This is a genomic window from Polaribacter sp. KT25b (assembly GCF_900105145.1).
Lineage (GTDB): Bacteria > Bacteroidota > Bacteroidia > Flavobacteriales > Flavobacteriaceae > Polaribacter.
Window position 1 is genome coordinate 2,416,765 of sequence record NZ_LT629752.1, and the last position, 13,661, is coordinate 2,430,425.

The window sequence follows — 13,661 nt, forward strand, 5'->3', positions numbered from 1 at the left end:
AAACTCTTAATTTGTTAAAACTGGTTTATCTTGTTTTAAAGCAATAAAATACACATCATCTAATTGCGGAGTTGCAGCAACAAAATCATCCGAAGGCTTTTCTATAGCGTGTACTCTAATATTTAATGTATTATCTTGATTGTAGTTTGATGACAAAATGTTATACATTTTTTCATTTTCCTCTAAATCTTCTCTGTTGATAATTTTCTTCCAAATAGCACCTTCAATTTGTTTGGTAGCTTCTTGTGGCGTGGTGTGATTTAAAATTTTTCCACCATTTAAAATCGCCATCTCATTACACAATTCCTTAACATCTTCTACAATATGTGTAGAAAAAATAACGGTACAATTAGTACCAACTTCTCGTAAAACATTTAAAAAACGATGTCTTTCTGCAGGATCTAAACCAGCAGTTGGTTCATCAACAATTATTAATTTAGGGTTATTTAAAAGCAGTTGCGCAATTCCGAAACGTTGCTTCATTCCACCAGAATAACCAGCAACATATTTGTGTCTTACGTCATATAAATTCGTAATTTCTAAAACTTCTTTTACAATTGCTTTTCTTTCGGATTTGTTACTCACACCTTTTAAAGTTGCAAAATAATCTAACAAATCTTCTGCAGACATTTTTGGATAAACCCCAAAAGATTGTGGCAAATACCCCAACACTTTTCGCAAAGACATATTGTCTTCTAAAACATTAATATCACCAAACATTATAGAACCAGAATCCGGACTTTGTAATGTTGCAATTGTTCTCATTAAAGATGATTTTCCTGCTCCATTTGGTCCCAACAAACCAAACATTCCTGTGCCAATTTCAATACTTAAATCATCAATTGCTTTTACTCCGTTTTTATAAGTCTTTGTTAAATTTTTAATAACTAACTTCATTCTGATTTGGTTTTAAGTTTTTCTTAGTGATAAGTGTAAAAGTAAGGAGTTTTGTTACATTTTTTTGTGCTTTTTTTAATAGAAATGATAAAAAATCGTTTTATTTTTACAGAAACTTATACAAAATAGAATTCTCACATAAATTTATAAAATGGCTAAAAAATCAATTTTAAATAAAAAATCGCTTACATTTTTAGAAAAATACCTAAATAACGCAGCGCCAACAGGTTACGAATGGGAAGGTCAAAAAATCTGGATGGAATATTTAAAACCTTATGTAGATACTTTTATTACTGATACTTATGGAACCGCAGTTGGAGTTATAAATCCTGACGCAAAATACAAAGTTGTAATTGAAGGGCATGCAGATGAAATTTCTTGGTACGTAAATTATATTTCTGACAATGGTTTAATTTATGTGATTAGAAACGGTGGTTCTGATCATCAAATTGCGCCAAGTAAAATTGTAAATATTCATACTAAAAACGGAATTGTAAAAGGTGTTTTTGGTTGGCCAGCAATTCATACAAGAAATAAAGCTAACGAAGAAGCACCAAAACCAGACAATATTTTTATTGACACTGGTTGTGCAACAAAAGAAGAAGTAGAAAAATTAGGTATTCATGTTGGTTGTGTAATTACGTATCCAGATGAATTTCACATCTTAAACGGCGACAAATTTGTTTGTAGAGCCTTAGACAACAGAATGGGTGGTTTTATGATTGCAGAAGTTGCACGTTTATTAAAAGAAAACGATAAAACACTTCCTTTTGGCTTATACATTACAAATTCTGTTCAAGAAGAAATCGGTTTACGTGGCGCAGAAATGATAACACAAACCATAAAACCAAATGTGGCTATTGTTACTGATGTTACACACGATACAACAACACCAATGATTGACAAAAAAACTGCAGGACTTATGGAATTAGGTAAAGGTCCTGTTATTGCTTATGCACCTGCAGTTCAACAAAAATTACGTGATTTAATTACAGAAACTGCCGAAGCTAATAAGATTCCTTTTCAACGTTCTGCGCTTTCTAGAGCAACAGGAACAGACACAGATGCTTTTGCTTATAGTAATGGAGGCGTTGCTTCTGCGTTGATTTCTTTACCTTTAAGATACATGCACACAACTGTAGAAATGGTTCACAGAGAAGATGTAGAAAGCGTAATTAAAATGATTTATGAAACATTGTTAAACATCAAAAACGGGGAAACTTTTTCTTATTTTGAATAGATTTAAATGACACGAATTTTCACTAATTGCGATATAGAATCTGTCATTCCGAAATGAGCCTTTTTAGGCGATTGAGGAATCTCATAATTAGAGATTAGAATCATGAGATTTCTCCTATCGTCGAAATGACAACTGACTTTTTATTAGTAGTAATTAGTGAAAATCATTTATTACAAATATGGATGAACTTATAGATATTTTAACTCCAGAAGGAAAATTAACAGGAAAAACTGCACTAAAATCTGAAGCTCACAAAAACGGTTGGTTTCATGCAACTGTGCATATTTGGTTATTTACTTCTGATGAAAAAATTTTGCTTCAAAAAAGAGCAATGACTAAAAAAGTTTTTCCGGGTTTGTGGGATATTTCTGTTGCAGGTCATATTGCTGCTGGCGAAGAAATTTTAACATCAGCAAAAAGAGAGATTTTTGAAGAAATTGGCTTACAGTTAGAAGAAAAAGACCTCATCAAAATAGGAACAAGAATTCATCAAGTTTCTCATAAAAACGGAATTCAAGATAACGAACACCATCATGTTTTTATTGCCGAATTAAAAAAACCTTTATCAGAATTAACTATTCAAAAAGAAGAAGTTGATGCCGTTCAATTATTCGACTTAGAAATACTTAAAAATACAGAAAAACATCAAAACGTTTTATTATCAAGGTTTCATGGGTATTATTGTTCTGTCTATAATGAAATTATAAAAATTACATCAAAATGAAAAAAAACAAGGTTGTAAATTTGTTTGGAGATAAGAATAACCTTCAAAATACAGCGCTAAATTATTCTACTCTATTAGATAAATTTGTTGAACAATTTATTAATAAACTTAAAGAGTTTGAGTCTCAAGAAGACGCTTATGAGTTTGCCCAAAACGCTTGGAACTTAGGAAATATGCGATCTATTATAGATACAGCTGAATTTAAAAACATTATTTCGTTAGCAAAAGACAATGGTGAAGATTATCGTTTATTAGAAAAAATGACCTCTTATAAAGTTAAACATCTTAAAGAATTTACAGAATTTATAGTTGATTTTGATTTCTTTGAAGTTAAAGGAAGTCAAAAACTAAAAGTAACAACACAAACTGAAGATGACTACCTTTCTGAGATGCTAGAAATAAATTTCCCTAAAGAAAGCACGGAAGATGATTTTGAAGAGAATTTTATTAACAGATCTGCAATTTCGTTAAAACCTCTACAACCTTTTATAGATTGGCATAATACTATTTACACAGATTCTAAAATTGATGAAACAGATTTAAAAGATGTAAATATTTATTTAATTAGCAATGCAACATATTATGAAGATGTAGAAGCACACTTAAAAAAGAAGTTTGACAACTATTTTCAAAGAGAATTAGAAGGCTGGCACACAAATAAAAAAGAATGGCCGCAAAGACGAAATTACAAAATGTTTAAAAACTGGTTTCAAATTAATATCTCTACAGCTATTTTAGATTTAGAAAAAACACCAGTTAGCAAAAGTGAATAAAACCCTCATCAGTAAATAAAAAAAGATGAAAAATACAATTTCTGAACGTGTCTTCGATTTCTTAAAAAATTATCCTCCTTTTAATTTACTTACTGCTAAAAAAATAGCAGAAATAGCATCCGAAGTAAAAATTATATATTTAGAAAAAGGAAAGATTCTTTTTAATCAGAATGATACAAATCACGAACATTTTTATATTGTAAGAAATGGCGGAATTAGTATGTATAAAAATTCTGAAAACGATAAAACGCTTATAGATATTTGCGATGCTGGAGATATTTTTGGATTAAGACCATTAATCAGTAAAGAAAATTATTTATTAGATGCTATTGCCAATGAAGAATCTATTGTTTATGGAATTCCTATTGCAATTTTTCAAGCATTATCAGAAAAAAGTTTAAAAATTAATAAATACCTGTTAACCTCATTTGCTTCCACTTCTTTTGATCCTTACACAAGCGAGCAAAACAACAATATTTTTACAGATTATATTGCTAAAGAAAACTTAGCAGAATCTAATTTACAATCTATTAATTACACAAAAAAACCTTTAAAATGTACCATAAAATCTACAATTAAAGAGGCTGCCATAAAAATGAGTGCTCAAAAAATTGGTTGTATTGTTGTGGTTGATGATGCATGCGTTCCTATAGGAATCATTACAAATAGCGACATTAAAAACAAAATAGCCACAGGTCTTTTTTCTATAGAAACTTCAGTAAAAGATATTATGTCTTTTCCTGTAATAACGCAATCTAAAAATCTTACAGTTTTAGATGCACAATTACAAATGATTAAGCATAAAGTAGGTCATGTTTGTATTACTGCTGATGGAACTAGTAATTCTAAACTAATAGGAATTTTAACAAATCATGATGTATTAGCTTCATTAGGAAACAACCCAACTGTTATTTTAAAAGAAATAAAACGCGCTAAAAGAACGAGAGAAATTCGTGAAATTAGAAGCAAAGCTAACTTACTTTTAAAATCATATTTAGAACAAAATATTCCGTTATCTCATATTTCTAAAATTATCTCAGAAATAAATGACGGCGTAACTATTAGAACCATTGAACTTTCTTTGAAAAAAATGGATTCGCCTCCTCCTGTAAAATTTTCTTGGCTAGCTCTAGGCAGTCAAGGCAGAAAAGAACAACTTTTATACACAGATCAAGATAATGCTTTAATTTTTGAAGATGTTGCACCCGAAAAATATCTAGAAACAAAAAATTACTTTTTAAAACTTTCTGGACACATTACTAAATCACTTCATAAAATTGGCTATGAATATTGTCCTGCAGAAATGATGGCAAGCAACCCAGAGTGGTGTTTATCTTTATCTGAATGGAAAAACCAATTTAAAGATTGGATTATGAATATTGATGAAAAAGCCATTTTATTGTCTTCGATATTTTTTGATTTTAATGCAATTTATGGCGACCCAAATTTGCCTAAAGAATTAACGAATAGCATTTTTGAAAATCTAAATAATAAAAACCTTTTATGTACCTTTTTAGCGAAAGAAGCAGTTGCAAGCCCTTCTCCATTAGGTTTTTTTAAACAGTTTTTAGTAGAAAATAATGGAGATCACAAAGATTCTTTTAATATTAAAAAAAGAGCGTTAATGCCATTAATTAATGCTGCTAGACTTTTAGTTTTATCAAATAATATATCAGAAATAAATAATACAGCACAACGTTTTGAAAAATTAGCAGAAATTGAACCTCAAAATAAAGAGTTATATCAATCTTGCTCTTACGCCTTTAAAGCTGTGCTAAAATTTAAAACCAAACAAGGAATCTTACATAACAATTCTGGTAGAATTATACAATTAGAATCTTTAACAAAAGAAGAAAAGTTAAAACTTAAAAGATGTTTTAAACCTATTAGAGAAATTCAAGAAGTACTTTCTGTAAGATATAATTTAGCAAACTTTAGGTAACTATGAAATTAAATTGGTTTCAAAAAAAAGAAAAAAAGCCACTTCCAGGTTACTTTTTAGCCTATCAGGAAAGCTTTTTAAATGCAAAAAAACTACCGATTAAAGAAACTAGATTTGTTATTTATGATACAGAAACAACTGGTTTTTTAAGAAAAGATAGAGTGCTTTCTATTGGTGCTGTATCTGTAATAGACAACACAATTAACGTAAATGATACTTTTGAAGTCTATGTGAAACAAAAAGTATTTAAAGCAGAAACTGTACCAATTCACGGAATTTTAAAAGGAGGTGAAATTGAAAAAATAACAGAATTAGCTGCGTTAAAACTTTTTTTAAAATATATTGGCAATGCCGTTTTGGTTGGACATCATGTAAAATTTGATGTAGAAATGATTAACGAAATTTTAAGGAGAAACAAATTACCTCTTTTATTAAACAAAACTATTGATACTGGTTATTTGTATAAAAAATCAAAACACACAATTTATCAAAATGGAAAACAACATTATACATTAGATAATTTGTGTGATGAATTAAATATCTCTAAAAGTGATCGTCATACAGCAACTGGAGATGCTTATATTACTGCAATAGCTTTCTTAAAAATACTTTCTCGTTTAAATAAAAACGGAAATTTAAAGTTTAGAGATTTATTGAATTACTAGTTTTTTGGTTTCTCAAAAAAAGAATCGGCTAATTTACCTTCGCTTATTAAAGGTAAAGTAAAAACCGTTGTTGGTCTTGCAGGTTCTGTTGGCACTCCATTTTCATCAGTTTTATACCAAGTAATTTCTGATGGCAAAATTAATCCGTTTACGTTATTCCAATTACCATACTTAATCATTTTAAATTTATCGCTTGCTTTTTTAGATCTATACGTAACTGTATAACCTAACCATTGCATTTGATATGTTTCTGGATTGTAATAAATTTTGTAATTATCATCTGGAGAACTACCAACATTTGCTTTAAAAGACATTTTATATCCAGGATAATTTTTCCCTTCAAAAACTAAATCTGCTGTTTTTTCATAAGTAATTCCATCATCAGCCAAAACAAAAGGCATTGCGTAGAAATAAAAATATAAATTATGATAAAAAGCAGGATCGCCTTTATAAGATCCTTTTTCAACTTCTGATAACCAAACATCTTTACCGTTAAAACCTAAAGAATATTTTGGTGAATTAATTACTGTTTTTCTTGATTTTAAATCTACAGTATGTACTTCTTCTCCTTTATTAAATGATAAAATTTGTGCTTTTCTCCAAGTATCAATTCCCCCATGTTTTTCAAAAACTTTTGCCAATTCTACCGGAAAATTTTCTTTTTTAACTTCAACAATTGTTTCTTGTTTAACACCTTTTTTAGTTTCATTTTTACAAGAAACTGAAATTACTATTATTAATAATAAAAGTACTTTTTTCATAAATATGTTTAATTTGATTTTAATAATTTAAAAAGTCGTAATACATCTAAAACACTTTCAAAAATAATGACATTTAATTCTTAAATTTTAGATTGATAAGTATACAAATCAAAATATCTACCTTTTTTAGCAATCAACTCATCATGCGTTCCTCTTTCTGCGATGCTTCCAGCTTCAATTACTAAAATTTGATCTGCTTGTTTTATAGTACTTAATCTGTGTGCAATTACAATCGTAGTTCTATCTTTTACTAATTCTGATAAACTTTTTTGAATTAACGATTCACTTTCTGTATCTAAACTAGAGGTTGCTTCATCTAAAATAATAATTTTTGGATCTGCTAAAATTGCCCTTGCAATTGCCAAACGTTGTCTTTGACCTCCAGAAAGTTTTACGCCTCTTTCTCCTATTAATGTATCTAACCCATCATCAAAACGATCTGTAAATTCATTTACGTAAGCAGCATTTACAGCATTTTGTAATTCTTCTTCCGTAGCATTTGGTCTTGGGAATAAAATATTTTCTCTAATTGTTCCTTCAAACAAAAATTCATCTTGTAAAACAACTCCTAAATTTTTACGATAACTAGATAATTTTACTTTTGACACATCTTTATTATCAATAGTAATAGTACCAGATTTAGGGTTTAAAAAAGTTGCAGATAAACCTGCAATTGTAGATTTACCTGAACCAGAACTACCAACCAACGCAGTTACAGAACCTGCAGGAACATCAAAATTAATATTGTTCAACACTTCTTTTCCTTCTTCGTACTCAAAAGAAACATCATCAAAAATAATTTCTCCTTTTATCTTATTTAATGTAATTGTTCTTTCTTCATCATCTTCTTCTGCAGGCATGTTCATTAACTCTTCTGTTCTATCTAAACCTGCTAATGCTTCTGTTAATTGGCTACCAATATTACTCATTTGTACAATTGGCGCAACCATAAAAGCTAATAATGTTGTAAATTTAAACAGATCTCCTGAAGTCATCGTTCCTTGTACCATATAATAACCTCCAATTCCTAAAACGCCAGTTGTTGCTAAACCAATTAAAAAAGTAGATGAGCTTGTCATTATTGCAGTTGCTGTCATACTTTTTTTAACATTTATAAAAATATCGGCAACACCTTTTTCAAATATTTTACTTTCTTGTTCTTCTGCATTAAAGGCTTTTATAACTCGAATTCCACCTAAAGTTTCTGTTAAACGTCCTTTTACCTCTGCATTAATTTTACCTCTTGCTCTAAAAATTGGTCTAATGTATTTGAAAGATTTTAAGGCAATCAATCCAAAAACTGATAAAGGCACAAAAGTAAAAAGCGTCATCCAAACATTCATTTTTAGCAAAATAACCAACGTTAGAATTGCCGTAAAAGAACCACCAATTAGTTGTACTAAACCTGTACCAATTAAGTTTCTAACTCCTTCTACATCGCTCATAATTCTAGAAACTAAAGCTCCAGATTTTGTATTATCAAAAAAGCTGATAGGTAATGTTAATACCTTTTTTTGAACTTCTGCTCTTAATTCTGATATTAAATATTGTGCTTGAATACTTAATACTTTTGTTAATAAAAAAGAGGTGATTGCTTGTACAGAAATAGCCCCAATAACGATAGCTATTAAAGTATATAATTGATTATAATCTTTATTTGGCACAACCTCATCTAACAATACTTTACTTTGCAATGGAAGCACAAAACCAGATAAACTTCTGATAATTATTAGAATTAAACCTAAAAAAACAAGATTTCTTCTTGGCCAAATAATGGTTTTAAAAGCTTGTTTTAAAGTTACTTTTGGTTTCTTTTTATCTTTTGATGATTCTTTATAATGTTGCATAATTTGTTTTAAAATCTAGAAAACTCTATTTCTCAATTTATATGCCATAGAAATAAGTCTGACATATTTACAAAGTTACAACAAACATAAAAGACCTCACAGGTTATAGAAACCTGTGAGGTCTGGAATAAAGATTAAATTCCTTTACTATATTATTAATTAGCTACCAAGTATGCTGCGTGAGCGATAGAAACGGCATCCTTTTTATGCTTTTTCTGCATAAAAAGATATAGTGGAAAGCGCGGTTTTTGTTTTTTCAACAAAAACACGCAAAAAAACTCATAGATTTAATAACCTATGAGTTTTGAATAAAATCTGAATCTGATTCAGTTTTTCCTACAATCTATGATCAATAATTTTTTGTACAATTTCAGGATTTAATAATGTACTAGTATCTCCTAAATTATCCATTTCATTACAAGCTATTTTACGTAAAATACGTCTCATAATTTTGCCAGAACGTGTTTTTGGTAATCCTTCTGTAAATTGAATTTTATCTAATTTTGCAATTGGGCCAATTCTATCTGTAATTAATTGATTAATCTCCTTCTGTAAATTAGCATGATCTCTATATTCACCGGCGTCTTTTAATGTAATATAACCATATAAAGCACTTCCTTTAATATCATGAGGAAAACCAACAATAGCAGATTCTGCAATTGCAGGATGCTCATTAATTGCATCTTCTATTGGCGCAGTTCCTAAATTATGACCAGAAACAATAATTACATCATCTACTCTACCTGTAATTCTGTAATAACCAACTTCATCTCTTAAAGCTCCATCACCCGTAAAATACATATTATCAAAAGCAGAAAAATAGGTTTCTTTATAGCGTTGGTGATTTCCCCAAATTGTTCTTGCAATACTTGGCCAAGGGTATTTTATACACAATCTTCCTTCTACCTGATTCCCTTTTAATTCGGCTCCTTTTTCATCCATTATTGCTGGTTGAATTCCTATAAAAGGTAACGTTGCGTATGTTGGTTTTGTTGGTGTTACATACGGAATTGGTGTTATCATAATTCCGCCAGTTTCTGTTTGCCACCAAGAATCTATTATCGGGCTTTTACCTTTACCAACATTATCATTATACCAGTGCCAAGCTTCTTCATTAATTGGCTCACCAACAGAACCCAAAACTTTTAAGGATGATAAATCGTGATTTTCTATCAATTCTGTTCCATGTTTTGCCAAAGCTCTAATTGCAGTTGGAGCTGTATAAAACTGACTCACTTTATGTTTGTCAATTATATCCCAAAAACGACCAAAATCTGGATAACTTGGTACACCTTCAAATAATACTGTTGTTGCTCCGTTTGCTAAAGGTCCATAAACAATGTAAGAATGACCAGTAATCCAACCAATATCTGCAGTACACCAATACACATCATTTTCTCTATATTGAAACGCATTTTTAAAGGTATACGCTGTATACACCATATAACCAGCTGTTGTGTGCACCATTCCTTTTGGTCTGCCAGTAGAACCAGAAGTATATAAAATAAATAATGGATCTTCTGCATCCATTATCTCTGCTTTACATTCTTTAGAAGCTTCATCTAATAACGGTTGCAACCATTTATCTCTTCCAGCTTTCATCTTAATATCAGAATTGATTCTTTTTGCTACCAAAACAGTATTTACTCCTTCACATTTTTCTAAAGCTTCATCTACGATTCCTTTTAAATCAATTGTTTTTTTACCTCTGTAAGAACCATCCGCAGTAATGACTATTTTACAATCAGAATCGTTAATTCTTGTTGCTAAGGCTGTTGATGAAAAACCTGCAAAAACCACAGAATGTATAGCCCCAATTCTAGCACAAGCCAACAAAGAAATTGCCAATTCGGGAATCATAGGTACATAAATACAAACTCTATCTCCTTTTTTAACCCCATAGTCTTTTAAAACATTCGCAAATTGATTTACTCTTTCATGCAATTGATTATAAGTAATATGTTCTGCTGGTTCCTCTGGATTATTCGGTTCGAATAAAATAGCCGTTTTGTCTGCTCTTGTAGCCAAATGCCTATCAATACAATTTTCTGTAATATTTAATTTAGCACCTTGAAACCATTTTATTTCTGGTTTAGAAAAATCCCAATCTAAAACTTTATCCCATTGTTTTCTCCATAAAAAATGTTCTTCGGCAATTTCTTCCCAAAAAACCTCTGGTTCTCTTATCGATTTTCTATATACTTTAAAATATTCTTCTAAATGTTTAATGTGATAATTACTCATAATTAGTTTTGTTATTGATTAGATTTTATAAAAATAGAAAATTATATTTGCTTTATGGGTATTCAAATCATTTTTGAATCAATTTTACAAAACTGGAATATTATTTTATTTTTTTTTATAGTCGCAATTTTATATTCGTCTGTAGGTTTTGGTGGTGGTTCTAGTTATTTAGCAATTTTAGCATTAACAGGCATAGTTTTTACACAAATTAGAGCAACTGCTTTATTATGTAATATTGTTGTGGTTTTTGGTAACATGTTCTTATTTCATCAGCAAAAAAAAATAGAATGGAAAAAAATAATTTCTATCGTTATATTTAGTGTTCCAATGGCATATATTGGTGGATACTTAAAAATAAATAAAGAATTTTTCTTTATATTGTTAGGTTTTACGCTTCTTTTTGCCGCAATTACTATGTGGATTTCAAAAAATATTATTTCTTCGGATGAAAAACAAATCAAAATAAATACCAAGAAAAATGCTGCTTTTGGCGGAATTATTGGTTTTATTTCTGGAATGGTAGGAATTGGCGGAGGCATTTTTTTATCGCCACTTTTGCATTTAACAAATTGGGATACTCCAAAAAAAATTGCAGCAACAGCTAGTTTTTTTATCTTAGTTAATTCTATTGCAGGACTAGTTGGACAATATTCAAATCCTGATTTTTATATTGATTGGAGTTTAACATCCATCTTATTAATTACCGTTTTTATTGGCGGACAAATTGGAAGTAGAATGAGCAACAATTACTTTACTCCTATTCAACTAAAAAAGGCAACCGCTATTTTGATTGCCTTTGTAGGAATTAGAATTTTAATAAAATATTTCTTTTAATTATTTTTTCATCGCTTTCATTGCATTTCCTCCCTGATATAAAGTCAGTGCAATTATTTCGTCTTTCTCATTTTTATGAAACTCAATTTCTGCTTTTACTACTTTTAAAAAGAAATTCGTTTCAGTTGTTGCAAACAACTCAAATTGAGCTTGACCAGTTGCTTGTGCAAATAATTGATTTTCTTTTGCTGTAATTGTTAAATCAAAACCAGGCTGAATTTCATAAACTCCTTCATACGTTTTTAAAACATCCGCAGAAACTGTAATAATTTCTTTTTCTTTAGTTGCTACTTTATCTGTGAAAATTCCTTCTACTTTATTAATTCTGTTTTTAAAAAGTGCTACTTTTTTTCCATCTTTTATAGAGAAATCATACGAAATAAACCCTTCTTCAAATGTAAAAGAAGTTGGCGAAGTTGGAAAAATCTTAAATGATTTCGGACTTCCTTCTCTTTGACTATATAATTGACCGTCTTTTAAAGTTATAAAGCGTAAAACTTTAGCATCAAATTCATACGTTCCCACCCAATTATTTAATTGCTCTATTGATAATTTTACTTCTTTTCCGGCTTCAAACTTTGGTTTATTAATTGCTAAAGCAGCGATTTCTAAAGCTGTATTTGTTGGTGATTGACAGCCACAATTAGAAAAAAGAATTACATATACATTTTCACTTGGTACAAAAACACCCATCGATAAATACCCTGGAATTGCGCCTCCATGTTCTATTGTTGGCACATCATTTAATTCATCTAAGCTCCAACCATAACCATAGTTAATTTTATCGCCATTATTTAAAGTATAATTGGTAAATGCTTTTGCGATTGTTTCTTTTTTTACAAACACGTTATTTGTAATTGCTGTTTGCCATTTTAACATATCATCTACAGTAGACATTATTGAGCCAGCAGCATAAGGCAATGTTAAACTTATATATTGTGCATTTACAAAATCGGCTCCTTTTTCATAACCAGAAGCTCTATTTTTTATCAGTTTTGTATGACTTCCATAATAAGAAGATTTCATATTTATTTTATCAAAAATTCTTTCTTGAAGAAATTTTTCATAAGAAATTCCGCTAACTTTTTCGATAATATATCCTAAAATAAAATACGCTGAATTATTATATAAGTATTTTTCTCCTGGATCAAAATCCATTGGTTCATTCTTAAAGAAATTTATAAATTCTAAAGGCGTTTTATCAATTGTTGCAATTTCCCCAAAGCTTTGCATTGATGTATAACTCTTAATTCCTGATGTATGCGTTAGTAAATGATGAATTGTTATTTTATTTCCGTTTGTTGGATAATCTGGAATAAACTTCGTGATTTCATCATCTAAACTTAATTTACCTTCTTCTAATAACATCAAAATTGAAACTGAAGTAAATTGTTTTGTAATTGAACCTATTTCAAAAACATTGTCTGACGTCATATCTACATCCAATTCTAAATTCGCTTTCCCAAAAGCTTTTCTATAAAGAACTTTTCCATCTTTAGCAACCAAAGCAGAAACTCCAGTTTCATTATTTTTAAATTGATTGGTTAATATTTTATCTATTTTAGAGGCTAAACTTTGCGCTTGACTTACATTAAAAAAGAATACGCAAATAACTGTTAATAGTGTCGATTTAAAAAAAAGTAAATTTTTCATTTGATATTTTTAAGTTGGTTAATATTTTATATGACGACATAAAAAACTTTAAGTTACAGCTTTACAAATAAATAACAAAAA

The 13,661-nt window shown here is 29.5% G+C and carries 11 protein-coding genes; 6 read left to right on the forward strand and 5 right to left on the reverse strand.

The features are described from left to right. Positions 1–6: 6 nt before the first annotated feature. On the reverse strand, positions 7–897 hold the full coding sequence (locus BLT70_RS10425) for an ATP-binding cassette domain-containing protein (RefSeq protein ID WP_091894169.1): 891 nt from the start codon (positions 895–897) through the stop codon (positions 7–9). Between the two features lie 151 nt (positions 898–1,048). On the opposite strand from BLT70_RS10425, the gene BLT70_RS10430 reads away from it, so the two are divergent. From BLT70_RS10430 to BLT70_RS10450, 5 genes are all read left to right on the forward strand, one after another. Then, a complete protein-coding gene (locus BLT70_RS10430; RefSeq protein WP_091894171.1) occupies positions 1,049–2,137 on the forward strand; it encodes a M42 family metallopeptidase in 1,089 nt (362 codons plus the stop codon). 178 nt (positions 2,138–2,315) lie between these two features. Then, entirely contained in the window at positions 2,316–2,861 is a 546-nt protein-coding gene (locus BLT70_RS10435) for an NUDIX domain-containing protein (protein ID WP_091894173.1), read from the forward strand. Continuing rightward, positions 2,858–3,634 (forward strand): hypothetical protein, encoded by a 777-nt coding sequence (locus BLT70_RS10440; protein ID WP_091894175.1) that lies wholly within the window; start codon positions 2,858–2,860, stop codon positions 3,632–3,634. Before BLT70_RS10435 ends, BLT70_RS10440 begins: the two co-directional genes overlap by 4 nt. A gap of 25 nt (positions 3,635–3,659) precedes the next feature. After that, complete coding sequence (locus BLT70_RS10445; protein ID WP_091894176.1) at positions 3,660–5,576, forward strand: DUF294 nucleotidyltransferase-like domain-containing protein; 1,917 nt, start codon at positions 3,660–3,662, stop codon at positions 5,574–5,576. A gap of 2 nt (positions 5,577–5,578) precedes the next feature. Continuing rightward, the gene (locus BLT70_RS10450) at positions 5,579–6,241 is read left to right on the forward strand and encodes a PolC-type DNA polymerase III (protein WP_091894178.1); all 663 of its coding nucleotides are present in this window, start codon (positions 5,579–5,581) and stop codon (positions 6,239–6,241) included. Here the strand turns inward: BLT70_RS10450 and BLT70_RS10455 are convergent. The 3 genes from BLT70_RS10455 to acs all read right to left on the reverse strand — a co-directional run bounded on the left by BLT70_RS10455 (position 6,238) and on the right by acs (position 11,093). Next, positions 6,238–7,002 (reverse strand): DUF6503 family protein, encoded by a 765-nt coding sequence (locus tag BLT70_RS10455; protein ID WP_091894179.1) that lies wholly within the window; start codon positions 7,000–7,002, stop codon positions 6,238–6,240. The genes BLT70_RS10450 and BLT70_RS10455 overlap by 4 nt on opposite strands. A gap of 80 nt (positions 7,003–7,082) precedes the next feature. Continuing rightward, on the reverse strand, positions 7,083–8,849 hold the full coding sequence (locus BLT70_RS10460; RefSeq protein ID WP_091894181.1) for an ABC transporter ATP-binding protein: 1,767 nt from the start codon (positions 8,847–8,849) through the stop codon (positions 7,083–7,085). Between the two features lie 336 nt (positions 8,850–9,185). Next, complete coding sequence (gene acs, locus BLT70_RS10465; protein ID WP_091894183.1) at positions 9,186–11,093, reverse strand: acetate--CoA ligase; 1,908 nt, start codon at positions 11,091–11,093, stop codon at positions 9,186–9,188. 54 nt (positions 11,094–11,147) lie between these two features. Here acs and BLT70_RS10470 point away from each other — a divergent pair, with 54 nt between their 5' ends. After that, complete coding sequence (locus tag BLT70_RS10470) at positions 11,148–11,927, forward strand: sulfite exporter TauE/SafE family protein (RefSeq protein WP_091894185.1); 780 nt, start codon at positions 11,148–11,150, stop codon at positions 11,925–11,927. On the opposite strand, the gene BLT70_RS10475 is transcribed toward BLT70_RS10470, so the two are convergent. After that, entirely contained in the window at positions 11,928–13,580 is a 1,653-nt protein-coding gene (locus tag BLT70_RS10475; RefSeq protein WP_091894187.1) for a serine hydrolase, read from the reverse strand. Positions 13,581–13,661 lie beyond the last annotated feature (81 nt).